General features: G+C 74.2%; 7 protein-coding genes. All 7 read right to left on the reverse strand.

From position 1 onward, the window contains the following. The coding region (locus tag ACWDLG_RS41845; RefSeq protein WP_449930727.1) for a tryptophan halogenase family protein at nucleotides 1-1,390 on the reverse strand (1,390 nt) is incomplete at its 3' end. A gap of 2 nt (nucleotides 1,391-1,392) precedes the next feature. Next, a complete protein-coding gene (locus ACWDLG_RS41850; protein WP_354910868.1) occupies nucleotides 1,393-1,563 on the reverse strand; it encodes an MbtH family protein in 171 nt (56 codons plus the stop codon). Between the two features lie 4 nt (nucleotides 1,564-1,567). After that, nucleotides 1,568-11,569, reverse strand: coding sequence for an amino acid adenylation domain-containing protein (locus tag ACWDLG_RS41855; protein WP_449930729.1), 10,002 nt, complete (start codon nucleotides 11,567-11,569; stop codon nucleotides 1,568-1,570). Nucleotides 11,570-11,583: 14 nt separating this feature from the next. Then, entirely contained in the window at nucleotides 11,584-18,003 is a 6,420-nt protein-coding gene (locus ACWDLG_RS41860) for an amino acid adenylation domain-containing protein (RefSeq protein WP_449930731.1), read from the reverse strand. Continuing rightward, nucleotides 17,993-21,994 carry an amino acid adenylation domain-containing protein gene (locus ACWDLG_RS41865; protein ID WP_449930733.1) on the reverse strand — a complete coding sequence of 1,334 codons (4,002 nt, stop codon included), beginning with the start codon at nucleotides 21,992-21,994 and terminating at the stop codon, nucleotides 17,993-17,995. Before ACWDLG_RS41865 ends, ACWDLG_RS41860 begins: the two co-directional genes overlap by 11 nt. Continuing rightward, nucleotides 21,991-23,760 carry a carbamoyltransferase family protein gene (locus ACWDLG_RS41870; protein ID WP_449930735.1) on the reverse strand — a complete coding sequence of 590 codons (1,770 nt, stop codon included), beginning with the start codon at nucleotides 23,758-23,760 and terminating at the stop codon, nucleotides 21,991-21,993. The genes ACWDLG_RS41865 and ACWDLG_RS41870 overlap by 4 nt, the downstream gene beginning before the upstream one ends. Further along, the gene (locus tag ACWDLG_RS41875; protein ID WP_449930737.1) at nucleotides 23,760-25,631 is read right to left on the reverse strand and encodes an amino acid adenylation domain-containing protein; all 1,872 of its coding nucleotides are present in this window, start codon (nucleotides 25,629-25,631) and stop codon (nucleotides 23,760-23,762) included. The genes ACWDLG_RS41870 and ACWDLG_RS41875 overlap by 1 nt, the downstream gene beginning before the upstream one ends. Between the last annotated feature and the right edge of the window lie 61 nt (nucleotides 25,632-25,692).

The raw sequence follows: 25,692 nt of genomic DNA on the forward strand, positions 1-25,692 counted from the left end.
GCCCGAGCCCGAGCAGCATGGTGATCCACGAGTACAGCTCGAAGCCGTGGTAGTACGGGTAGACGGCGCTCTCGTCCGGCAGCCGGCCGGCAGCCAGCTCCAGCAGGTCCGACAGGCTCTCGGGGATCTTGCGGCGCTTGGTCTCCTGCCAGTACGGCGTGTCGGCGCGGGCGCCGGCCCGGTAGTGCAGGATCAGGAACTCCTTGACCCCGTCGATCACCCGGGCCACCTTGTCGTTGTAGCCCTTGCTCAGCAGCGGGTCCCAGCGCTCGTCGGGGAAGTGCTTGACCAGCTGCTCGATGCCGTGCTGGATGAAGAAGATCCCGGTGGACTCCAGGGGCTCGACGAAGCCGCTGGACAGGCCGATGGCCACGCAGTTGGCCACCCAGGAGCGGTGGTTGCGGCCGATCCGCATGCGGATGTGGTTGGCCTCCAGGTCGTCGCGGCCGGGCGCGGCGAAGGCGCGCAGCGTGCGCTCGGCCTCCTCGGGGGTGCAGAACTCCTCGGAGTAGACGTAGCCGGTGCCGTTGCGGCCGTAGAGCGGGATGGTCCAGATCCAGCCGGCGTCCATCGCGGTCGCCGTGGTGTAGGGGTTGATCAGCTCCTGCTCCTCGCGAGGCACCCTCAGGGCGACCGCGCGGTTGTTCGGCAGCACGTCCAGGAAGGGGCGGAACGGCTCGCCCAGCGTCTCGTTGATGAGCAGGCCGCGGAAGCCGGTGCAGTCGATGTAGAGGTCCCCGGTCAGCCGGCCGTGCTGCCTGGTGGCGACGTGGCTGATCCAGCCCCGCTCGTCCTGCCCGACACCGGTGACGTCGTCGAGCACGTGGCGGACGCCCTGCCGTACTCCCAGGCCGGTCAGGAACCCGGCCAGCTGGGCGGCGTCGAAGTGGTAGGCGTAGGGGAACTGCGCGCGCTGCTCGTCGAGGGTGGAGCGGCCGAGCGTGCCGTCCAGCCCGGAGGCGAACAGGCTGCCGTCGCGCATGCGGGGCGAGCGCCTGGCCTCGCAGAGCCACGGGGTGATGTAGCAGTGCCGGTCGAACGGCTCGGCGCCGTTGAGCCGCAGGTGCCAGTCGGCCAGGGTGAACCCGTCGCTCACGCGCAGCCGCTCGAACGGGTGGTAGAAGTGGGTGCCGTCACCGCGCCAGTTCTGGAACCTGATGGCCAGCTTGTAGGAGGCGGCGCACTGCGGCATCCAGTCCCGCTCGTCCAGCCCGAGGTAGTCGAAGAAGTGCCGGACGGTGCTGAAGGTGGCCTCGCCCACGCCGATCGTCGGGGTCCGCGGCGACTCGACCAGGGTGACCGAGACCCGGTCCCCGAAGGCGGCCTTGAGGTAGGTGGCGGTCATCCATCCGGCCGTGCCGCCGCCCACGATCACCACGCTGTTGATCATCGCTACTGTCCTCTCAGGCTGAGCGGCCGCATGTCGGTCCAGATAGTGGCGACGTGGGCGAGGCACTGCTCCCGATCGCCCGCGAAACCCTCGTCCGTCCAGCCGGCGGGGTTGTCCCGGCCGGCGGGCCAGATCGAGTACTGCTCCTCGTGGTTGACGACGACTTTGAACATGGGCTCATGCCTCCCTGCAGTGTGCGGCGACGATCGGTCCGATATGGGCCATGGCGTCGGCCCTGGTCATCGCCTCGTGGTCGCAGTCGATCTCGTGGACGTCCAGGCGGCCGGCCACGTGCGGCCGCCAGATCCCGGCGGCGGACACCCCCGGAGCCCAGCTCCGCGTGGCGACGAACAGCATCGCGTCGCCGCCGACGCGTCCGGGGCGGTGCGCGTCCAGCAGCCTGGAGTTGTGCAGGACGGTCTCGGTCATCGTGGCCACGAGTTCCTCGTCCAACTCGGCCGCGTAGCCGACGGAGTCCATCAGCAGCTCGTGGGCCTCGGCCGGGTCCTCGATGCCCGGCCGTTCCGCGCCGGAGAAGGCCGGGTAGCTGTCGAGCAGCGCGAGCAGGGCCACCTGACCCTCCCGCTCGCTCTCCAGCCGCTCGGCCATGGCGTGGGCCACCAGGCCGCCGAAGGACCACCCGAGCAGGTGGTAGGGGCCCTCCGGCTGCACCTTGCGGACCAGCTCCAGGTACTGCTCGGCCATCTCGGCCACCGATCCGGCCCGGCCCGGCCCGGTGGACTGCAGCCCGTAGACCGGCCGGTCGGGCTCCAGGTGCGGCAGCAGGCTGCTGTAGCACCAGCTCACCCCGCCGACCGGGTGGACGCAGAACAGCGGCGGCAGGTCGCCGGCGGGCCGCAGCGGCAGCAGCATGTCGAAGGCGTCCGCGCCGCCGCTGCCGTCGAGCCGCTCGATGAGCTCGGCGACCGTGGGCGCGGCGAACAGGTCGCGGATGGTCAGCCTGACCCCGAGCGTGCCGCGGATGCGGCTGATCAGCCGGGTGGCCAGGATGGAGTGGCCGCCGTTGGCGAAGAAGTTGTCGTCGATGCCGAGCCCTGGGGCCTCGAGCACGTCGGAGAAGAGCTCCAGCAGCGTGTTCTCCCTCGGCGTGCGCGGCGAGCGGTGCCGCGCGCGAGGAGGTTCCGGCAGCGCCCGGCGGTCCAGCTTGCCGTTGGGGTTCAGCGGCAGCGCGCGCAGCGGCAGGTAGGCCGCGGGAAGCATGTGCGTCGGCAGGTGGGCCAGGGCGTGCTGGTGGACGGCCGCCGGGTCGGCGCTCTCCGGCGTGAGATAGGCGACGAGCTGGTCGTCGCGGACGATGACCGCGGCCTGCGCGATCCCCGGGGCGCCGCCCAGGACGGTCTCGATCTCGGCGAGCTCGATGCGGTGGCCGCGGAGTTTGATCTGGTTGTCGGCGCGGCCGAGGAATTCGAGGGTGCCGTCGGGGTGGCGGCGGGCCAGGTCGCCGGTGCGGTAGAGGCGGCGGCCGCCGGTCCAGGCGATGAAGCGCTGGGCGGTGAGTGCGGGGCGGTCGAGGTAGCCGCGGCCGACGCCGGGTCCGCCGATGTACAGTTCGCCGCGCACGCCCGGTGGTACCGGCCGCAGGTTGCCGTCCAGCAGGTGGACCTCGGTGTTGACCAGCGGGCGGCCGATCAGCGGCACCTCGCCGTCACGCACCCGGTAGCCGGTGCTGTCGTTGGTGCACTCGGTCTGGCCGTAGTAGTTGTAGCTGTCGGTGTCGGTCGCCTGCCGCATCGCCCGCCACAACCCGGCCGAGACCGCCTCCCCGCCCACCATCAGCGCCTTCGGATGGTGCCGCCCCGGCGCGAACAGCCCGGCGGCGACCAGCTGCTCCATGAAGACCGGGGTGAGGTCCACGAAGCCGATCCGGTGCCGGTCGATGTAGTCGACCAGGTCCTCGGGCGTGCGCCGCGTCACGTCGTCGATGACGTGCAGCTCGTGCCCGTCGACCAGCCACAGGATCGAGTCCCACGAGGTGTCGAAGGTCAGCGGCACCACGAAGGCGATGCGCAGCCGCTCGCCCTTCGCCGCGGTGAACAGCCCGTGCCGGTGCGCGTGGAACAGGTGGGCCAGACCGCCGTGTTCGAGCACCACGCCCTTGGGCCGGCCGGTGGAGCCGGAGGTGTAGATGACGTAGGCGGCGTGCCGGGGCAGCGGCGGGGTGCCGGGGTCGTGGTCGGGCCCGTCCGGCACGTCCTCCATCGCCAGGGTCCGCTCGTACGGCAGCGCCGTGCCGCGGGTGGTGAGCAGGAGGAGCGGCCGGGCGTCCTGGAGGGTGTAGGCGAGCCGCTCCTCGGGGTGTTCCAGGTCGAGCGGCAGGTAGGCGGCGCCCGCCTTGTGCACGCCCAGGATGGCCGTGATCATGTGGACGGAGCGGGGGAGGGCCAGCGCGATGAGCGTCTCCGGTCCGGCTCCTTGTGCCCTGAGGTGGTGGGCCAGCCGGTTGGCCGCGCGGTTCACCTCGTCGAAGGTCCAGCTGCGCCCCTCGGCCACCACGGCCACGGCGTCCGGGGTGCGGGCGGCCTGCTGTTCGAAGAAGGTCGGCAGGGTCTGCGGTGGCGCTTCGACGCGGGGGCCGTGGGAGTGGGCCACCGCCTGGCGGGCCTCCTCGGCGCTGAGCACGGGCAGCTCGCCGATCGGGGCGTCCGGGTCGGCCACGGCGGCCTCCAGCAGCCGCAGCAGCCGCTCGGCCAGCGCCTCGGCAGTGGCCCGGTCGAACAGGTCCACCGCGTACTCGAGGTAGGCGGCCATGCCCTCCGGCTGTCCGCAGGGGCCGTAGTTCTCGATCACGTCGAGGGTCAGGTCGTAGTCCGCGGTGCCGTGCCGTACCGGCTCGTGGGCGATGTCCAGGCCGGCGAAGGCGAGCTCGGCCGGGGCGTTGTTCTGGAAGACCAGGAGCACCTGGAAGAGCGGGAAGCGGGCCAGCGACCGGGTGGGGTTGACCGCCTCCACGACCCGCTCGAAGGGCACGTCCTGGTGCTCGTAGGCGGCCAGGTTGCCCTCCCTGACGCGCTCGAGCAGCTCGTGGAAGCTCGGGTCGCCCGAGGTGTCGGTCCGCAGCACGAGGGTGTTGATGAAGCAGCCGACCAGGTCGTCCAGCGCCTCGTCGCCCCGGCCGGCCACCGCGGTGCCGATCGGGACGTCCTCGCCCGCGCCCAGCCGGGTCAGCAGGGCGGCCAGGGCCGCCTGCACCACCATGAACAGGCTGAGGTTGCCCGACTGGGCCACCTCCAGCATGCGCTCGTGCAGCTCGGGCGGGATCGTGAAGGGCACCGTGTCGCCGCGGTAGCTGGCGATCGCCGGGCGCGGCCGGTCGGTGGGCAGGTCGAGCTGGTCGGGCAGGCCGGCCAGGCCGGCGCGCCAGAACTCCAGCTGCTCGTCGCCCGGCTCCTGCCACAGGGCGTAGTCGGCGTACTGGACGGGCAGCGGGCTCCACCCGGGCGACCCGCCGTCGAGCCGGGCGCGGTAGGCCTCGGCAAGGTCGCGCGAGAGCGGCGCCATGGACCAGCCGTCGCAGGCGATGTGGTGGACCACCAGCAGCAGGACGTGCTCGCGGGCGCCGAGCCTGAACAGCCGCATCCGCACCGGCGCCTCCCGCGTCAGGTCGAAGCCTTGCGCGGTGGTCGCGGTGAGCAGCTCCGGCAGCTCCCGCTCGGTGGTGTCCACCGGCGTCAGGCGCACCGGAGCGGGCGGCAGCACGTGCTGGTAGGGGCCAGCCTCGTCCTCGGGGAAGACCGTGCGCAGCGGCTCGTGCCTGGCCACCACGTCGGACAGGGCGGCGGCCAGCGCGGGCACCGCCAGCGGGCCGCGCAGCCTGAGGCAGACCAGCGTGTTCTGGGCGTGGTCGCCGGCGTCCTCCAGCCGGTTGAGGAACCACAGGCGGCGCTGGGTGAACGACAGCGGCAGCCGTTCCGGCCTGGGCATCGGCCGCAGCGCCGGCCGGGCGTCGCCGCGCAGGACCTCCGCCAGGCCCGCCACGGTCGGGTGGTCGAACAGGTCGCGGATGGTGAGGGTGGCGTCCAGGGCGGTGCGGATGCGGCTGATCAGCCGGGTGGCCAGGATGGAGTGGCCGCCGTTGGCGAAGAAGTTGTCGTCGATGCCCAGGTGGGTGGCGTTGAGCGTGTCGTTGAACAGCCGCAGCAGCGTCTGCTCGCGCGGGGTGCGGGGCGGCCGGTGCCGGGTGGCCGGGGGCTCGGGCAGCGCGCGGCGGTCCAGCTTGCCGTTCGGGGTCAGCGGCAGCGCGGGCAGCGGCAGGTAGGCGGCCGGCAGCATGTGGGTGGGCAGGTGGGTGCGGGCGTGGCGCTGCACGGCCGCGGGGCTGGCGCCGGCCGGGGTGAAGTAGGCGATGAGCTGCTCGTCGCGCAGGATCACCGCCACCTGGCCGACGCCCGGCGCCTGGCTCAGCGTGTGCTCGATCTCGGCCGGCTCGATGCGGTGGCCGCGGAGTTTGATCTGGTTGTCGGCGCGGCCGAGGAATTCGAGGGTGCCGTCGGGGTGGCGGCGGGCCAGGTCGCCGGTGCGGTAGAGGCGGCGGCCGCCGGTCCAGGCGATGAAGCGCTGGGCGGTGAGTGCGGGGCGGTCGAGGTAGCCGCGGCCGACGCCGGGTCCGCCGATGTACAGCTCGCCGCGCACGCCCGGCGGTACCGGCCGCAGGTCGCCGTCCAGCAGGTGGACCTGGATGTCCGGCAAGGGCCTGCCGATCATGACCGGTCCCGGCTCGTGGGTCCACGCCGTCGCGTCCACCGTCACCTCGGACGGACCGTAGGCGTTGATCATCGTGCGCCCGGCCGCCCACCACGCCATGAGCTCGGGCGGGCAGCCCTCCCCGCCGACCACGAGCACCCGCAGGTCGGGCAGCGGCTGGCGGGGCACGGTGGCCAGCAGCGCGGGGGGCACGTGCGCCAGGCTCACCCGCTGCTCGCGCAGGAAGTCCCCCAGCGCCTCCCCGGTGAGCGTGGCCGGTGCGATCACCAGGCAGCCGCCACGGGCGAACGCCGTGGCGACCTCCGACACCATGACGTCGAAACCGGGCGAGACCAGCTGGAGCACCCGGTGCGCGGGCCCGCCCGCCCCGTCCAGCCGCTCACCCAGATTGGCCGTCAGGTTGGCCAGCCCCCGGTGCTCCAGGACGACACCCTTGGGCGTGCCGGTGGAACCGGAGGTGTAGATGACGTAGGCCGCCCGGTCCGGCGCGAGCGGCAGGCCCGGGTCGTGCTCGGGCCCGGCGGGCACCTCCTCCATCATCACCGCCGTCTCGTACGGCAGCGCCGCCTCGCGCGTGGTGAGGAGCAGCACCGGCCGGGCGTCACGGAGCGTGGCGGCGAGCCTCTCGGCCGGATGCTCCAGGTCGAGCGGCAGGTAGGCGGCGCCCGCCTTGAGCACGCCCAGGATGCCGGTGATCAGGTCGGCCGAGCGGGGCAGGGCCAGCGCGACGAGGGTCTCCGGTCCGGCGCCGCGCTCCAGCAGGTGGTGGGCCAGCCGGTTGGCCATGCGGTTGACCTGGTCATAGCTCCAGGTACGGCCGTCGGCGACCACCGCGGGAGCGTCCGGGGTCCGGGCGGCGTACGACTCGAAGACCCGGGGCAGCGGCTCCGGCCGCTCCTCGCGGCGCGGCCCCTCGGCCTGCCCCTCCTCCTCGGCGCTGAGCACCGGCAGGCGGCCGATCCGGATGGCCGGGTCGGCCACGGCCGCCTCGACCAGCCTGGCCAGCCGCGCGGCCATCGACTCGGCGGTCGAGCGGTCGAACAGGTCAGCCGCGTAGTGCAGCGCGCCGCTCAGCCCCTCCTCCGACTCGTGCACGGCGAAGGTCAGATCGAACTGGGCGGCGGGAACGTCCGCGTCCTGCCGGGTGACCTCCAGCCCGCCGAGGCTCCACGCGTCGCGCGGCTCCTCCTTCGAGTACGTCACCAGCACGTCGAACAGGGGGTTGTGGCCGGGGCTGCGCACCGGGTTGAGCCGCTCGACGACGCGCTCGAAGGGGGTGTCCTGGTGGGCGAAGGCCTCCAGGACGGCGGCGCGGGTGCGCCGCAGCAGTTCGGCGAAGGCGGGGTCGCCGCCGGTGTCGGCGCGCAGCACGAGGGTGTTGGCGAAGAAACCGATCAGGGGCGCGGTGTCCGGGTGGTCGCGGCCGGTCGTGGGGGTGCCGACGGCGATGTCGTGCCGGCCGGTCAGGCGGGCGAGCAGGGTCTGGACGGCGGTCAGCAGCACCATGTAGACGGTCGCGCCGTGCTCGCGGGCCAGCCGCCGGACGCCGTCGGCCGGCAGGCGCAGCGGCACGTGGTCGCCCCGCAGGGTGGGCGAGTGGGGCCGGGGCCGGTCGGTGGGCAGCTCGAGCGTCTCCAGGCCGGCCAGCCGGTCGGTCCAGTAGGCCAGGCCGTCCGCGGAGTCGTGGCGGCGCTGGTGGAAGGCGTGGTCGGCGTACTGGATCTCCAGGGCGGGAAGCGTCCGGCCCTGGTAGAGGGCGGCCAGCTCCGACCACAGGACGGGCAGGGACCAGCCGTCGCAGGCGATGTGGTGGAAGACCAGGAGCAGGACGTGGTCGTCGGCGGCCACGCGGTGCAGCCGCGCCCGCAGGACCGGCCCGCTCTCCAGGTCGAAGGGCTCCTCCCAGGCGCCCTCCAGCCCCTCCCCGAGCTCCACCGGGGCGGGCGGATCGACCACCTGCGCGGGGACGCCGTCGACCTCCACGTAACGGGTGCGCAGCACCTCGTGCCGGGCCACCACCCCGCTGAGCGCCCCGGCCAGCGCCTCGACGTCGAGCGGGCCGCGCAGCCGTACGGACACCGGCATGTTGTACGCGGGGCTGGCGGGAGCCAGCTTCCACAGGAACCACAGCCGCTCCTGGGCGAAGGACAGGGGCAGGGTCCCCTCTCGCGGCGCGCGCAGGACCGGCGGCGCGGCGGGCCGGGCGGTCTCGACGCGGGCGGCCAGCGCCGCCACGGTCGGCGCCTCGAAGATCGCGGTGACCGGCAGGTCGACGCCGAGCTCCTCCTTGAGCGCGAAGAGCAGGCGGGTGGCCAGCATCGAGTGCCCGCCGAGGTCGAAGAAGTCGTCGTGCGCGCCCACCTCGTCCGGCACCTGGAGCACCCGCCGCCAGACGGCGGCGACCGTGCGCTCCAGCTCGGTGCGCGGCGGCTCGTGGCGGGCACGGGAGACGGCGGGACCGGGCTGCGGCAGCCGGGCCCGGTCGACCTTCCCGCTCAGGGTGCGGGGCAGCGCGTCCACCTCGACGATCCCCGACAGCCACATCGCGCGGGGCAGGCGCTGGTTGCAGAACTCCCGCAGCTCGCCGTGGCCGGTCTCCCCCGTCAGCACCACGTAGCCGACCAGCCGGTGGTTGCCAGGCCCGTCGGGCCAGGCCAGCACGTGGCAGTCGGCGACCGCCGGATGCTCGCGCAGGACGGCCTGCACCTCGCCCGGCTCGACGCGGTGGCCGCGGATCTTCACCTGGTCGTCGTCGCGGCCGAGGAACTCGATGGTGCCGTCGGGCAACCAGCGGCCCAGGTCGCCGGTGCGGTAGAGGCGGGCGCCCGGCGCGGTGGCGAACGGGTCGGGCACGAAGCGGGCCGCGGTCTGCGCGGGCCGGCCGATGTAGCCGCGGGCCAGGCCCTCGCCACCGACGTGGAGCTCGCCCACGACGCCGATCGGCACCTGCCGGCCCTGCTCGTCCAGGACGTGGATACCGGTGTTGGCGGCCGGGGCGCCGACGGGCGTGATGCCGGAGACCGTCCGCGCGCCCCTGCGCACCTCGTGGATGGTGCTGTCGATGGTCGTCTCGGTGGCGCCCCAGGCGTTGAGCACGCGCACCTCGGAGCCGAGGGCCGCCATGATCGCCTCGCAGTCGGCCACGGACAGGGCGTCGCCGCCCGAGACGAGCAGGCGCAGGTCAGGCAGCCGCCGTCCGCTGCCGGCCACGTGCTGGGCCAGCGCGTGCAGCACGGCCGGGATGCTGTCGAAGGCGTCGATCCGCTCGGCCACGAGCGCGTCGGCCAGCTCGCCGGGAGCCAGAGCCAGGGTGCGCGGCGCGATCACCAGGCTCCCGCCGAACGTCAGGCTGCGCACCACGTCGCCGAGGAAGACGTCGAAGGAGGGGCTGGCCACGGTCAGCCACCTGCGGGCGCGGTACCTGCGCGCGGCCCAGTCGGCGCGCAGGTTGGCCAGGCCGCCCCTGGTGACCATGACGCCCTTGGGCGTGCCGGTGGAGCCGGAGGTGTGGATGACGTAGGCCAGAGCGGAGCCTGGCACGTCGCGTGCGGGCCGGTGGTCGGGCAGCGCGCCGAGGTCGCCGCCGATGTCGGCCACCCGCCAGGGGCCGTCGGGGATCTGCCCGGCGAAGCCTGAGTCCGCCAGCACGACCGCCGGTGCCGTACCGGCCAGCATCGCGGCCAGCCGCGCCGGCGGCTGGTCGGCGTCGACGGGGAAGAACGCCGCCCCCGCCTTCAGGGCGGCCAGCGGGGCGATCACCGAGTCCGGGCCGCGCCCCACGCAGATCGCCACCACGTCCTCGGTTCCCGCGCCGAGCTCGCGGATCAGGTGGGCCAGCCGGTTGGCCCGCCGCTCCACCTGGCCGTAGGTGAGCCGCTCGGCCCCGCACACCAGCGCCAGGTCGCCGGGGGCCGTGTCGGCGCAGGCCTCGAACTGCTCCTCGACGCTGGACCTGGCGTTGCGGGCGAGCCGGGTCGCGTTCCAGCGCGCCAGCTGCCGCCGCTCGGCGTCGGTGACCAGGTCGTAGTCGGCGATCGGCCGGTCCGGGTCGGCCGCCGCCTGGCGCAGCAGCACGTTCAGCTGGTCGGCCATGCGCTCGACGGTGCCCAGGTCGAACAGCTCGGCGTCGTACTCCAGGGCGCCGGCGAAGCCGTCGTGCAGGCTGAAGGTCAGGTCGAACAGCGCCCCGCCGGCGTCGCAGGGGTACGGCTGCGCGGCCAGCCCGCCCAGCTCCAGCCTCGAGGTGGCCGCGTCGCTGTCGCCGGTGAACATGACGTTGAACAACGGGTTCCTGCCGGGACCGCGCACCGGGTTGAGCCGCTCGACGACGCGCTCGAAGGGGGTGTGCTGGTGGGCGAAGGCGTCCAGCACGGTGGTCCGGTTCCGGCGCAGCAGGTCGCGGAAGGTGGGGTTGTCGCCGGTGCCCGCGCGTAGCACGAGGGTGTTGACGAAGAAGCCGATGAGCGGGGCGGTGTCGGGGCGGTCGCGGCCGGCCGTGGGGGTGCCGACGGCGATGTCGTGCTGGCCGGTCAGGCGGGACAGCAGCGCCTGGACGGCGGTCAGCAGCACCATGAAGACCGTCGCGCCGCTGTCGCGGGCCAGCGCGCGCAGCGTGCGCGCCGTCTCCTCCGGCACGCGCAGCGGCACGTGGTGGCCCTGGTGCCCGGGCTCCTGCGGCCGGGGCCGGTCGGCGGGCAGTTCGAGCGTCTCCAGGCCGGCCAGCTGGGCGGTCCAGTAGCCCAGTCCGTCGTCAGTGTCACGGTCAGGGCCGGTGCCGGTGTCAGTGCCGCCGTCATCCTGGGCGGTGCCTGCATGGGCGGTGTCTGCGTGGGCGGCGGCGTGCCGCTGGCGGTGGGCGTGGTCGGCGTACTGGATCTCCAGGTCGGGAAGGGACTCGCCCTGGTAGAGGGCGGCCAGCTCCCGCCACAGGATGGGCAGGGACCAGCCGTCGCAGGCGATGTGATGGATGACCAGCAGCAGGACATGGTCGTCGGCGGCTAGGCGGAACAGCCGGGCGCGCAGGACCGGCCCGCCCTCCAGGTCGAAGGGCAGCGCGCACTCACGGTCGACCAGTCCGCGCAGCTCGCCCTCCGCGGCGTGGATCACCGGCAGCTCGACGGGCGCGGGCGGGTCCACGACCTGGGCGGGCGCCCCGCCCTCCGCGGCGTAGCGGGTGCGCAGCACCTCGTGCCTGGCCACCACCCCGCTCAGCGCCCCGGCGAGCGCATCCACCTCCAGCGGGCCGCGGAGCCGTACCGCCGCCGGGGCGTTGTAGGCGGGACTGTCCGGGGCCATCCGCCACAGGAACCACAGCCGCTCCTGGGCGAACGACAGCGGCAGCGGCGTGCCGTCACGCGGCGCGCGCAGCGGCTCGGACCCGCGCGCCAGCCGTTCGAGGAGGAGCCTGCGGCGCTCGGGGGACAGCTGCGCGATCCGCGTGGCGAAGGTCTCGGACATGCGTGCGGGTCCTCTCATGACTCGGACGGCAGCAGCCGCTCGAGCTCGTCGTCGGTGAGCGCCTCGACCATCCGCTCCAGCTCCTCGGCGACCCGCTTGGCCAGGGCGGAGATGCGGGGCTCCGCGAGGATCTGCTTGATGCCCAGGTCGACGCCGAAGGCGGTGCGGATGCGGAAGGCGATCTGCACGGCGTGCAGGGAGTGCCCGCCCAGGGCGAAGAAGTCGTCCTCGGCCCCGGCCCGTTCGACCTCCAGCACCTCGCGCCAGATCGCGGAGAGCGCCTCCTCCACCGGGTCGCGGGGCGCGACGTACTCCGCCTCGGGGACGGCCTGGCCGGAGCCGGGCAGGGGGAGCGCGGCCCGGTCGATCTTGCCGTTGGGGTTGAGCGGCAGCTCATCCATGATCATCAAGCTGGCCGGCACCATGTGCTCGGGCAGCTGCCCCGCCAGGTGCTCCAGCAGCTCGCCGGCGCTGACCGCGGCGGCGGGCTGCACGTAGGCGGCCAGCCTGCCGCCGGGCGCGGTCACCACGCAGGCGGCCACCGACGGGTGCCCGGCCAGCGTCTCCTCGATCTCGCCCAGCTCCACCCGGAAGCCCCGGATCTTGACCTGGTGATCGCGGCGGCCGAGGAAGTCCAGGGTGCCGTCGGGCCGCCAGCAGGCCAGGTCGCCGGTGCGGTACAGGCGCGAGCCCGGCACCCCGGAGAAGGGATCGGCGACGAAGCGGTCGGCGGTCAGTCCGGGCCGCCGCCAGTAGCCGACGGCCACGCCGGGGCCGCCCAGCCACAGCTCGCCGGGAACCCCGACCGGAGCGGGACGCAGTGCCTGGTCCACGACCCAGGCCCGCGTGTTGGCGATGGGCGGCCCGATCTGCCCGTTGGTGAGCGGCAGCTCCGCCAGCGGTCTGCAGGTGGAGATGCTGGTCACCTCGGTCGGGCCGTAGATGTTGTGCAGGCCGGAGTGGCGGGCCTCGCGGACGCTGCTCAGGTTGATGCGCTCGCCGCCGATGTAGACCTGGTCCACGGTGGCGAAGGCGTCGGGCACCTCGCCGACCGTCGAGTTGAACAGGGCGGTCACCAGGGCGAGCGTGGTCACGCCCTCGGCCCGCAGCAGCGCCGTCAGCCTGGCGGGTGACAGCACCGTCTCGTTGTCGGCGATCACCAGTCGCCCGCCGTTCAGCAGCGCGCCCCAGACCTCGAAGATGAGCGGGTCGAAGGAGGAGTTCGACAGCTGGGCCACCACGCTGTCGGGGCCGAGCCGGACGTAGTCGGTGCCGCGCACCAGGCGCACGACGCCGCGGTGCGGCACCGCCACCCCCTTGGGCCGCCCGGTGGAGCCGGAGGTGTAGACGACGGTCGCGACACGGTCCCCGCCGCCGTGGTCGCCGTCGCGGAAGTCGCGGGTGCCGAGATCCTCCACGGCCATCGCCTGGCCTTCGGCGAGCGGCAACCCGGCCAGCAGGTGGCGGTGCCCGAGCACGATGCCGGCGCCGGTGTCCTCCAGCATGAACGCCAGCCGCTCGGCCGGATACCCGGGATCGAGCGGCACGTAGGCCGCCCCCGCCCGCAGGATGCCGACGATCGCGCAGACCAGGTCGGCCGAGCGGGCGCAGCACAGTCCGACCAGGTCGCCCGCGCGCACGCCCGCCTCCCGCAGGGCCGCGGCGACCGAACCGGCCCGCCGCCACAGCTCGGCGTAGCTGAGTCGCACGTCGCCGTCGACCACGGCCACGCGCTCGGGCCGCAGCAGGACGTGCTCGGCCACCAGCGACTCCATCGAGCCGGCCAGCGGCGCCGGCCGGTCGGTCCGGTTCCACCGGCCGACGAGCGCGCGCTCGGCCGGCGAGGACAGCGGCGCGGCGGCCACGGGCGCGTCCGGATCGGCGGCCACCTGGTGCAGCGCGGTCAGGTACTGGTCGCGGACGCGCCGGACCTGCTCGGGCGAGAACTCGCCCCGGTGGAAGTCCAGCCCCATGAGCAGCCCGTTGCCGGAGCGCGGGTTGCGCAGGAAGCCGCAGACGAACGGGTAGTTGGTCGGCTCGACCCGCACCGTGGTGAAGGCGTCCAGCTTGGGGTCGACGAAGGCGACCTCGCCCGCGTCGAGCACGTCCTTCAGCACGTGGAAGTGGTTGTAGACGAAGTGCGTCTCGTACAGCGGGCCGCCGCCGGCCATGCGCTGGATCTCCGACATGGGGAAGCGGCGGTGCGGCAGCAGGCCGTTCTCCTCCTCGAAGACGCGCCGGATCAGCTCCGCCCACGTCCCGCCGACCCGCGCCCTGATCGGCAGCGAGTTGAGGAACAGGCCGCGGGACTCGGTGCCGTCGGCCTCCTCCAGCCTGCCGTTGAAGGCCATCCCGGTGACCACCTCGTCGGTCCCGGCCAGATAGGCCAGCACCCGCACGTGTACGGCCAGCAGCACGCTCTTCAACGGCACGCCCAGCCGTTCGGCCACCTTCTCCAGGCCCCTGCAGAGGTCGCCGGGGATCTTGGTCTCCCGCCAGCCGTAGAAGTCGCTGCTCTCCTGGGGCAGGGTCCAGTCCTGGACGTCGTAGGCGGGGCCCGCGTCGTCGACCGCGCAGTCGCGCGGCCAGCGGGGCAGCACCAGCCGGTCGAGGCCGGCCAGCCGCTCGCTCCACCAGGCGCGCTCGTCGGCCGACCGCAGGGCCTGGCGCTCGGCCTCGATGAAGTCGCGGTAGGTGGAGGCCGGTCGCGCCGCGGCCGCGGCGGCCGGGTCCTGGAGCAGGGCCACGTAGCGTTCCAGGATCTCGGCGATCGTGGAGTGCAGGCTCCAGCCGTCGAGGATCGCGTGGTGCTCCACCAGCGTCCACTGGAAGGTCTCGTCGGTGCGCCGGTGGACGAAGAAGCGCCACAGCGGCGGCCTCGACAGGTCGAAGGGCCGCTCGCGCTCGCGGTCGACCAGCTCGCCGATGACGCGCGCCTGCTCCTCGGCCGGCAGCTCGCGCAGGTCGGCGACGACGATCGGCAGCTCGGCCTCACGGTGGACGAGCTGCAGCATCTCGCTGTACTCGCTCAGGTGGAAGGAGGTGCGCAGGATGTCGTGGCGCCGCACCACCTGGGCGGTCGCGGCGCGGAACAGCTCCTCGTCCCACGGCGCCCGCAGGTGGAAGCTGTCGACGTTCTGGTAGAGCATGCGCTCGTCGGACTCCATGTGGAAGACCATGCCGACCTGGAGCGCGGCCATCGGGTAGGCGTCGACCACGTCCTCGGGCAGCCGGGCCCGGTCGGCGGCGGAGACCAGCTCGTACGGCTCCCGCTCCCGCTCCACCGGCGCCGCCGGCACGATGTCGGCGGCCAGCTGGGCCACCGTCGGCAGCTGGAAGAGCCGCTGCAGCTCGAAGTCGAGCCCGCGCTCGCGGGCCAGCGCCAGCACCTGCACGCTGCGGATGGAGTCCCCGCCCAGGTGGAAGAAGTTGTCGGTGACGCCGACCCGCTCCAGCTCCAGCACCTCGGCCCAGACGGCCGCCAGCTCCCGTTCCGTCTCGGTCCTGGGGGCGACGTAGTCCCGGCCCAGCGCCGGCCGGTCCTCGCCGGGCGGCGGCAGCGCGGCCCGGTCGACCTTGCCGTTGCCGCTGAGCGGCAGCTCGTCCAGGATGATCACCACGGAGGGGATCAGGTGCGCGGGCAGCCGCGGCTCCAGGAACTCGTGGACCGCCTCGACGGTCAGCTCGCCCCTGGGCACGACGTAGGCGACCAGCCGCCGCTCCGGCGCGCCGTGCGCGACGATGACGCACTTGGCCACGTGGGGATGCTCGACGACGGCCGCCTCGACCTCGCCCGGCTCGATGCGGAAGCCGCGGATCTTCAGCTGGTGGTCGATACGGCCGTGGAACTCCAGCGTGCCGTCGGGCTTCCAGCTGGCCAGGTCGCCGCTGCGGTAGAGCCGGGCGCCCGGCCGTCCCGAGAAGGGGTCGGGCACGAAACGCTGGGCGGTCAGGTCCGGCCGGTTCCAGTAGCCGCGGGTCACGCCGTCGCCGCTGACGTACAGCTCGCCGATCACGCCGGCCGCCACCGGCTGCCCGTCCGGGTCCAGGATGTGGATGCCGAGGTCGGGCAGCGGGACGCCGATCGGGCTCGGCCGCTCGGCCAGCAGCTCGCGGGTCAGCGGGGCGTAGGTGCTGTGCACGGTGGTCTCGGTGATCCCGTACATGTTGACCAGCTGCGGAGAGTCCTCGCCGTGCCGCTCCCACCAGCGCAGCACCGAGTCGCGGTCGAGCGCGTCCCCGGCGAAGATCACCAGGCGCAGGGCCAGGTCGGCGCCCCGCCGCTCGTCCACGGCGACGAACTGGCGGAAGACGGCCGGGGTGGCGTTCAGCACGGTCACCCGCTCGCGGGCGACCAGGTCGTAGTAGGCCTCCGGCTCGCGGCTCTCCCAGTGGCTGACCACGACCAGGCGGCCGCCGGTGGTCAGGGCGTTCCAGACCTCCCAGACGGAGACGTCGAAGGAGCTGGAGTGCAGCAGAGTCCACACGTCGTCGGGGCGGAAGCCGTACCAGCGCCGGGTGCCCGACAGCAGCCGGATCACGTTGTGGTGGGTGGCCATCACGGCCTTGGGCGTGCCGGTGGAACCCGAGGTGTAGATCAGGTAGGCGAGGTCGTCCGGGCCGGTCTCAGCGTCGGTGAAGGGTCCAGCGGCAGGCAGGGTGGTGGGGGAGTCCACCAGGACCTTCCGGTAGCCGCCTGACGGCAGCTCCACCCCGCGCTGGGTGACGACCACCCGCAGCCCGGCGTCCTCCAGCATGAAGGCCAGGCGGGAGGCGGGATAGGCCGGGTCGAGCGGCACGTAGGCGGCCCCGGTGCGGAGGATGGCGAGCATGCCGACGACCAGGTCGGCGCTGCGGCGGCAGGCCAGCCCGACCAGGTCGCCCGGCCCGGCGCCGAGGCGGCCGGCCAGCGCGCCGGAGCGCTCCCACAGCTCGGCGTAGGTGAGGCTGGTGGCGCCGTCGGTGAGGGCGACGGCGTCCGGACGGGCGCGCACCTGCTCGGCCACCAGGCGGGGCAACGAAGTGGTGGGGGCGATGCGCTCGCCCGGCCCCGACCAGCTCGCCAGCAGCCGCCGCTCGTGCTCGGGGAGCGAGCCGACCTGGGAGACGGGCCGGTCGGGCGCGGCCAGCAGGCCGTCCAGCAGGGTCTGCCACTGCTCGGCCAGCCGGTCGGCGGTGGCGGCGTCGAACAGGCTGGTGGCGTACTCCAGTTCCACGCGCAGCTCGCCCTCGCAGTCCACCACGGTGACGGTGAGGTCGAACTTGGCCGTCCCGGTGTCGGCGGGCAGCAGCTCCGCCTCCGCCTCGCCCAGCCGCCAGCGCCGCCGCTCCTGCCGGTGGAGGCCGAACAGCACCTGCACCAGCGGCGGGTGCGACAGGTCACGCTCGGGCTGGAGCGCGTCGACCAGCGCGGCGAACGGGGTCTCCTGGTGTGACTGGGCCGGCGCCGACGACTCCCGCACCCGGGCCAGCAGCTCGGTGAAGGTCGGGTCTCCCGCCAGGTCGGCCCGGACGATGAGGGTGTTGGCGAAGAAGCCGACGAGCTCCTCCAGCTCCGGCGCCGGGCGACCGGCCACGGGCGTGCCGAGCACCAGGTCCGTACGGCCGCTCCACCGGCCCAGGAGCAGGGCGAAGGCGGCGAAGAGCACCTCGAAGACGGTGGCGCCCCTGGCGTGGGCCAGCTCGCGCACCTGCTCGGCCATCGGCAGGGTGAAGTACTTGGTGGCGCCGTCGAACTCCTGGACGGCCGGCCGCCGCCGGTCGACGGGCAGCTCGAGCAGCGGCGGCAGGTCCGCGAGGTACTCGCGCCACCAGGCCAGCCCCTCGTCCAGGGGCAGGCCGCGCTGCCAGGCCGCGTAGTCGGCGTAGTCGATGACCGGCGGCGCGGGCTCGTTGCCTGCCAGCTCCTCCAGCAGCAGCCCGAGCGACCAGCCGTCCACGGCGATGTGGTGGAAGGAGATCCACAGCAGGTGGTGCTCGGCGGTGTGGGTGATCAGCCCGGCGCGCACGAGGGGAGCGGCCGACAGGTCGAAGGGCTCCCTGAGCCGGCGGTCGGCCAGCCGCCGCGCCTCCTCCCAGGCGGCGGCGCGCTCCTGGCTCCAGGGCACGGCGGCCTCGCGCAGGTGGGTGCGCGGCCTGCCGTCGGTGGCGGTGAAGGCGGTGCGCAGGGCCGGGTGCCGGTCGGCCAGGCCCTGTACGGCCCGCCGCAGCCCGGCGGCGTCGGCCGGACCGGTGAGTTCCAGCAGCACGGGGACGTTGTAGAGCGGGATGCCCGGCCGCCACTGGTCCAGGAACCACAGCCGCTCCTGGCCGTGCGACAGCGGGTCGGATCCGGGCTCGCGGCGCGGGATCGCGACCGGCCTGGGCAGGTCGTCGAGGCCCGCCTCGGCCAGCAGCCTGCTGATGAGCAGCTCTTCGGCGCGGTCAATGTGCATCTGCGTTCTCTTTCTCCGCAACCACGCGGGCTTGCCGGACCTGGAGGACGATGGCCGCCACGCGGTCCAGCCGGTCGCCGTCCGCGCTGCGCAGCGCGGCGGCCAGGCGCCGGACCGTCTTGTGCCGGAACAGGTCGCGGACCGAGAGCGTCGTGCGCAGGGCGCGCTCGATCCGTGTGGTGACCTTGACGGCGTGCAGGGAGTGGCCGCCCAGATCGAAGAAGTCGTCGGTGGCGCCGAGCCGTTCCACGCCGAGCACCTCGGCCCAGATCTCGGCCAGCAGCTCCTCCACCGGCCCGTCCGGTGCCACCGCGGCCGCCTCGGCCCGCTGCCGCTCGGGCGCGGGCAGGGCGGACAGGTCGACCTTCCCGTTGGGGGTGAGGGGCAGCCGGTCCACGAGGATCAGGTGGGCGGGGATCAGGTGCTCGGGCAGCTCCCGTGCCAGTCCCTCGCGCAGCCCGGCCAGGGTGACCCCAGGCCCGGGCTGGACGTAGCCGGCCAGCTCCACCGGCCCGGACTCCGGCTCCAGCGCGACGACGGCGCAGCCGCGCACGCCGGGCAGCGCCGACATGGCCAGCTCGACCTCGCCGGGCTCTACCCGGAAACCGCGGATCTTCAGCTGCCGGTCGACGCGGCCGAGGAACTCCAGGGTGCCGTCCCCGTTCCAGCGGGCCAGGTCCCCGGTGCGGTAGAGGCGCGCGCCCGCCGTACCGGAGAAGGGGTCGGCCACGAACGAGGACGCGGTCCGCTCTGGCCGGTCCCAGTAGCCCCAGGCCACGCCGGGGCCGCCGAGCCACAGCTCGCCCGGCACGCCGGCGGCGGCCAGGTCGCCCGTGTCGAGGTCGACGACCCAGGCGGTGGTGTTGGCGATGGGCCTGCCGATGGGCCCGCGGACGGCGGGCGGCTCGGTGAGCCGCCGGCAGGTGGAGAAGGTGGTCACCTCGGTCGGCCCGTAGGCGTTGTGCAGGCTCTTCGGCCCGAGCCCGCCGCGCAGCACCTCCCCGATCCTGGCCACGTCCAGCGCCTCGCCGCCGACGTAGAGCTGCTCGACCGTGGCGAAGGCGTCGGGGACCTCGCTGGTGGTGGCGTTGAACAGGGACGTGGTGAGGAAGGCGGTGGTGACCCGCTCGGCGCGCAGCAGCGCGGCGAGCGCGACCGGGGACAGCACGGTCTCCGGTGGCGTCACCGCCACGCGGCCGCCGTTGGTCAGCGCGCCCCAGACCTCGAAGGTGATGGCGTCGAAGGAGGCGTTGGAGACCTGGGCGATGACCGTCGTGCCGTCGAGGGCGACGTAGTCGGTCTCCCGGACCAGGCGGATGACGCCCCGGTGCGGGATCACCACGCCCTTCGGCCGTCCGGTCGAGCCCGAGGTGTAGATCACGTAGGCGGCGTCCTCGGGGCCGACCTCCACCTGAGGAGCGGCCCCGATCTCGGCGCCCGGCCCGTCCACGGCCAGGCCGGCGCGTCCGGCCAGCGGCAGCCCGGCGAGCAGGTCGCGATGCCCCACCACCAGTCGCGCGCCGCTGTCCTCCAGCATGAACGACAGCCGGGCGGCCGGGTAGGCGGGGTCGAGCGGCACGTAGGCGGCCCCGGCCCGCAGGATGGCCAGCATGGCGACGACCAGGTCGGCGCCGCGACGGCAGGCCAGCCCCACCGGCTCGCCCCTGCGCGGCCCGAGCCGCGCGGCCAGCGCGCCCGACCGCGCCCACAGCTCGGCGTAGGTGAGCCGGACGGCCCCGTCGCTCACCGCGACCGCGTCCGGGCGGCCGGCCACCTGCCGGGCGACCAGCTCAGGGACGGACACCGGCTCCGGGCCGGCCACGGAGCCGGACCCGCCGGACCCGGCTGACCAGCCGGCCAGCCGCCTCCGCTGGCGCTCGGGCAGCGCGCTGACGCGGGACACCGGCCGTCCCGGCGCCGCCAGCAGGCGCCGCAGCAGGGTCTGCCACTGCTCGGCCAGCCGGTCGGCGGTGTCCGCCTCGAACAGGTCGGTCGCGTACTCCACCTCCACGGCCATCTCGCCCGGCGCGTCGTGCACGGTGAAGGTGAGGTCGAACTTGGCGGTCCCGGTGTCCGCCAGCCGCATCGTGGCCGTCAGCCCGTCGGTCAGGGCCCAGGAGTGGCGCGAGGGCCGGTAGTGCGCGAAGGCGACCTGCACCAGCGGCGCGTGGGTGAGCGCCCGCTCCGGCTGGAGCGCCTCCACCAGCAGCGCGAAGGGCACGTCCTGGTGGCTGAGCGCGCCCGCGACGCCGCGCCGTACCCGGTCGACCAGCTCGCCGAAGCCCGGCTCGCCGGACACGTCGGCCCGCACCACCAGGGTGTTGACGAAGAAGCCGACGAGCGGTTCCAGCTCGGGCAGCGGCCGGGCGGCCACCGGTGTGGCGATCGGCAGGTCGCTCCGGCCGGTCCAGCGGCGCAGGACCAACGCGAAGACCGTCAGCGCCACGTCGAAGACGGTGGCCGAGCGCGCCCGGGCGAAATCGGTCAGGGCGCGGGCCAGCTCCGGCGGCACGACGTGGCGCCGGGTACCGCCGCCGAAGCTCTGCACGGCCGGACGGCGGTGGTCCGAGGGGAGCTCCAGCAGTGGCGGCAGGCCGTCCAGGTGCTCACGCCACCAGGCCAGCCCCTCGTCCACGGGCCTGCTGCGCTGCCAGGCGGCGTAGTCGGCGTAGCCGAGCTCGTCGGGCGGCGGCAGGGCGCGGCCACGGCAGGCGGTGGTGAGGTCGTCGAGCAGGTGGTCCAGCGACCAGCCGTCGACGGCCAGGTGGTGCACGCAGATCCACAGCAGGTGCCGGTCGTGGGCATGGCTCACCAGCCCGGCCCGGACCAGGGGCGGCACGCCCAGGTCGAAGGGCTCCCTGAGGTGGCCGCGGACGGCCTCCCACGCCGCCGCCCCGTTCGCGGCACGCTCGTGCCGCCAGGGGACGGCCGCCGCCCGGGTCACCGGCCGCGGCTGGCCGTCGACGGTGACGAAGGCGGTGCGCAGGGCCGGATGGCGGTCGACGACCCGCTGGAGCGCCTGCCGCAGCTCACCGGCGTCGGCCGGGCCGGTCAGCTCCAGCACCAGCGGCACGTTGTGGAGCGCCGTGCCCGGCCGCCACTGCTCCAGGAACCACAGCCGCTCCTGCTCCAGCGAGACCACGGCGTGCCCGTCGGGCGCCTTGACCAGCGGGCGCACCGGGCCGCGCACCGGGCCGCGCGCGGCGGCCGCGTCGACCACCTCGGCGCACCTGGCCAGGGTCGGGGCCGCGAACAGCTCGTCGAAGTGCACCTCGACGTCGAAGGCGGCGCGGATCCTGGTCAGCGCCCGGGCGGCGAGGATGGAGTGGCCGCCCATCGCGAAGAAGTCGTCCTCCGCGCCGACCCTGGGCACCTCCAGGACCTCGGCCCAGATGGCGGCCAGCGCCTCCTCGGTGGGGGTACGCGGGGCGACGTAGGCGTCCTCGTGCCAGTCGGCCGCGATCGGCAGGGCGTCCGGGGCGATCATTACCTCGGCAAGCGGGGTGCCGGGATCGTCGTCCAGCGACTCCAGGATCGACTCCAGCCGGTCCAGGTGCCAGACCATGGTGGCCGCGGTGTACCGGTCGGCGTCGTAGTCGCACTCCAGCCGCCGGTCGCCGGCATCGCCGGCCAGCAGGAAGAGGCAGTCGCAGTCGCGCAGGGCCAGCGCCAGCCGGTCCACCTCGGCCCGGTCGGCGTCGGCCGCCACCAGCACCCGGGCCTGCGGGTCGGCCGGGTCCCGCTCGGGCGCCAGCAGCTCGGCCAGCGTGGTGCGCTCCCCGACGGCCGCGCGCAGCGTCACCAGCCCGCTCCCGTCCACCGCCGCCACCGTCACCTGCTCGGTACCGGCCTCGGCGATCAACGCCAGGACGGCCGCGGCCAGCACGGCGCCGCCGTACGGACGGGTGAGCGGGCGGGTCAGCGACCCGCGCGCGTAGGTGGGCCGGACGGTCGCCGCCAGGTCGGCGGGCAGCGTGGTCGAGGGACTCACGACGCGCCTCCCGGCAGCACCACGTGGTCGCCGATGACCAGGCGGTCCAGGCCGCCGCGCAGGAAGGTGTCGACCGCCTCGCGCGGGGTGCGGACGATCGGCTGGCCGCGCAGGTTGAAGGAGGTGTTGAGCAGCACCGGCAGGCCGGTGCGCGCGGCGAAGACGTTCAGCAGCGACCACAGGCGCGGGTTGCCGTCCCTGCTGACCGCCTGGACCCGGGCGGTGCCGTCGATGTGCGTGACCGCGCCCAGGCGCTCGCGGTGCTCGGGGCGGGTGCGGGTGGTGAACAGCATGTGCGCGTACTGGCGCTCGCGGCCCCGCCTGATCTCGAACAGGTCGGCCGCCGCCTCCTCGGCGACGACGGGGGCGAAGGGCCGGAAGTCCTCACGCTTCTTGATCAGGTTGTTGATGTGGTCGCGCATCCGGGCTTCGCGAGGGTCGGCCAGGATGCTGCGGCAGCCCAGGGCGCGGGGGCCGAACTCCATGCCGTCCTGGAACCAGGCGATCACCTCGCCCCGGTCCAGCGCGGCGGCGGTCTCGGCGAGCAGCTCCTCCTCGTCGGTGACGCGGCGGTGGCGGCAGTCGGTCCTGGTGGCCAGGTGCTCGGCGATCCGGTCGGCGTCGAAGGAGCTGCCCCAGTACGGCATGAGCAGCGGCGTGATCGGGGTCTCCGGCTTGCGGTCGGCGTGCAGGTGGAGCGCGGCGCCCACGGCGGTGCCGTCGTCGCCGGCGCCGGGCGGCACGAAGACCCTGTCGAACAGCCGGCTGCGCAGGATGAGGCCGTTGGCGGTGCAGTTGAGCGCGACCCCGCCCGCGTAGCACAGGTCGCGCAGTCCCGTCTGGTGACGGTAGTGCCGCAACACGTGCAGCAGGCACCGCTCCAGCGCCGCCTGGACGGCCGCGGCGATGTCCATGTGCCGCTGCTCGATCGGGCCGCCCGGCTGCCGCGCCGGTCCGAAGATCTCCTCCAGCACGGCCAGGACGCCCCGGTGCGTCTCCCGCTGGAGCAGGTCGCCGTCGCGGGCCAGCAGCGGGACGCTGAACTCCGGCGCGGGCCGCAGGTGCACCAGCTGCCGCAGCTCGCGCTCGTAGCGGGTGCGGTCGCCGTAGGAGGCCAGGCCCATCATCTTGTACTCGTCCAGGGCCATCTCGAAGCCCAGGTAGAGGGTGAAGACCCCGTAGAGCGTGCCGAGGGAGTGCATCGCGGGCACGGAGTGCAGCACGTCGAGCTTGCCGCCGGTGCCGGCGAGCACGGTCAGGCTCTCGGTCTCGCCCCGGCCGTCGGCCACCAGCACCAGGCAGTCGTCGAAGCCGCTGGCGTAGTAGGCGCTGGCCGCGTGCGCCAGATGGTGCGGAACGGGGACGAAGCGCGAGCGGACCTCCTGGCCGGGGAAGTGCTCGGCGAACCAGTCCAGCTGCCGCTCGGGGTCGTAGACCTCCCGATAGCGCCGGGCCAGGTAGTCCTCCCCGGCCTCCAGTTCGGAGGGCTCGTGGGCGAAGCCGTGGCCGATCAGGTCGAGGTCGGCCAGGCCGAGCCCGGCCCGGTCCAGGCAGTCGCGGATGGCGTTGGCGGGGAAGCGGCCGGTGCCCTTCTCGCCGGTGAAACGCTCCTCGGCCGAGGCCGCCACGACCCGGCCGTCCACCACCAGGGCGGCGGCCGAGTCGCGGCCCTGGCTGATCCGGTACTCGCGTTCGGACAGGCCGGGAAGCTCGCGCCGCTTGAATTCCTCGGAATGGTGCAGGCCGCTGATACCCAGGACTTTCATCACGTCTCCACGAGGGTCTCGGCGTGCGACTGGAGCGCATGCCTGTCGATCTTCTGGCTGCCGGTCAGGGGAAGGCTGGGCACGATCGCGATGCGCTGCGGCATGAGCGCCCGTGGCAGCCACTGCGCCAGGTGGTCGCGCAGCTCGGCCGTCCCCAGCCGCGCCGCCTGCGCGTACAGGGTCAGGCGCTGGTCGTTGGCGCCGTGGTCGACCACCAGCGCGGCGGCCCTGGCCACCCGCGGATGGCGCTCGGCGACCGCCTCGATCTCCTCCAGCTCGATCCGCTGTCCGCGCAGCTTCACCTGGTGGTCGATGCGGCCGTGATAGGCCAGGGTCCCGTCGGGACGCCAGGCGCACAGATCGCCGGTCCGGTAGATCCGGCCCAGCTCCGGGTGCTCCTGGAAGACGGCCGCCGTGCGCTCCGGGTCGCCGACGTAGCCGAGCGCCAGCTGCGGGCCGCTCAGCACGAGCTCCCCGATCAGGCCGACGGGCGCCGTCCGGTCCCACTGGTCGAGCACCGCGGCCCGGGTGCCCGGCAGGGGGCGGCCGATCGGCACGGGGTCGTGCGGCGGATCAGGCACCAGGTGCGTGACGGTGTAGATGGTGGTCTCGGTCGGGCCGTAGCCGTTCCACACCCGCGCGCCCGTCGTCCGCAGACCGGCCACGAGATCGGCGCTGAGCGCCTCCCCGCCGCAGATCACGTCGACGCCGTCCAGGCTGCCGGCGGTCAGGTGCGGCACGGTCATCCGCCAGGTCGTCGGGGTGGCCTGGACCAGGTCGAGCCGCCGGCCGTGCAGCCAGGCGGCCAGCCGTTCCGGATCCCGCTGCAGGTCCTCGTGGACCAGCAGCAGCCGCCCGCCGGTGGCCAGCGGCAGGAAGATCTCCATCGTGGACATGTCGAAGGTCAGCGTGGCCATGCAGGTGACGTGCGGGCGTTCGGCTCCGATCATGGCGGCGATGGCGCCGACGCTGTGCCGCAGGGCCGCATGGGGGATGGCGACCGCCTTGGGCGTGCCCGTCGAGCCGGAGGTGGACAGGGCGTAGGCCACCCCGTCGAGGGCGACGGGGAAGTCGGGGACGGCGCCCGCGGCCGGCTCGGCCGTCGCGCGCAGGGCGGTGCAGCCGGGCAGCTCCACCCCCTCGGGGAGCACCGCGTGCCCCGCCCCGGCGGCGGCCAGCTGCTGGCTCAGCCGGAGCGGCGGGTGCTTGAGGTCGAGCGGCAGGAAGCCGGCGCCCAGCGACCAGGTGGCCAGCAGGGCGGCGACGGTCTCGATCCGCCGGGGCAGGCCGATGCCGACCAGATCGCCCGGTCCCACGCCGGCCTGCCCGAAGCGGGTGGCGAGCGCGGCGGTCAGCTCGCCGAGCCGCCGGTAGGTGACGGCCGTGGCGCCGTCGTCGACGGCCACGGCGTCGGGGTCGCCGACCATGTGGTCCCTGATCATCGACGCCACGGTCCGTACGGTGTCCCAGTCGCGCTCGGCGTGCGCGCCCGCGACGATCCGGGCGTCCTCATCGCTCCAGAGCCAGGCCCGGCCGGCGGGCCGGTCCGGATCGGCGGCCAGCGCCGCCGCCAGCCGGGCGCGCAGCAGCGGCTCGGCGACGACCTCCCGGTCGCCGAGGTCGAACACGATGCTCCGGCCGCCCACGGCGACGCTGGTGGCCTCGGGCAGGGCGGCGACCGCCGCGACGATCTCGCTCAGCCTCGCCCTCCAGGGCAGCCGCACCTCGTGCCCGCATACCTCACCGTGCACCTGCTCCGCGCCCGCGTGCGCGGCCAGCACCACCAGCGCGCCCGCCGCGAGCACCGCGCCGGGCGGCATACCGAATTTACCCGCGAGTCGCTCGGCGGCCTCGAATATCGGATTATCCATGTGGATCCCGTCAATTAAGAGAAGGGCTTTTCCACGAAACTCCGCGTGCTGATCCGGAAGT

It is taken from the genome of Nonomuraea sp. NPDC003727 (assembly GCF_053586935.1).

What these genes read in the sequence shown, in the direction of transcription:
- ACWDLG_RS41850 (WP_354910868.1), bottom strand. Translation starts at nt 1,563, where the DNA reads ATGTTCAAAGTCGTCGTCAACCACGAGGAGCAGTACTCGATCTGGCCC.
- ACWDLG_RS41870 (WP_449930735.1), bottom strand. Translation starts at nt 23,760, where the DNA reads ATGAAAGTCCTGGGTATCAGCGGCCTGCACCATTCCGAGGAATTCAAG.
- ACWDLG_RS41855 (WP_449930729.1), bottom strand. Translation starts at nt 11,569, where the DNA reads ATGTCCGAGACCTTCGCCACGCGGATCGCGCAGCTGTCCCCCGAGCGC.
- ACWDLG_RS41875 (WP_449930737.1), bottom strand. Translation starts at nt 25,631, where the DNA reads ATGGATAATCCGATATTCGAGGCCGCCGAGCGACTCGCGGGTAAATTC.
- ACWDLG_RS41860 (WP_449930731.1), bottom strand. Translation starts at nt 18,003, where the DNA reads ATGCACATTGACCGCGCCGAAGAGCTGCTCATCAGCAGGCTGCTGGCC.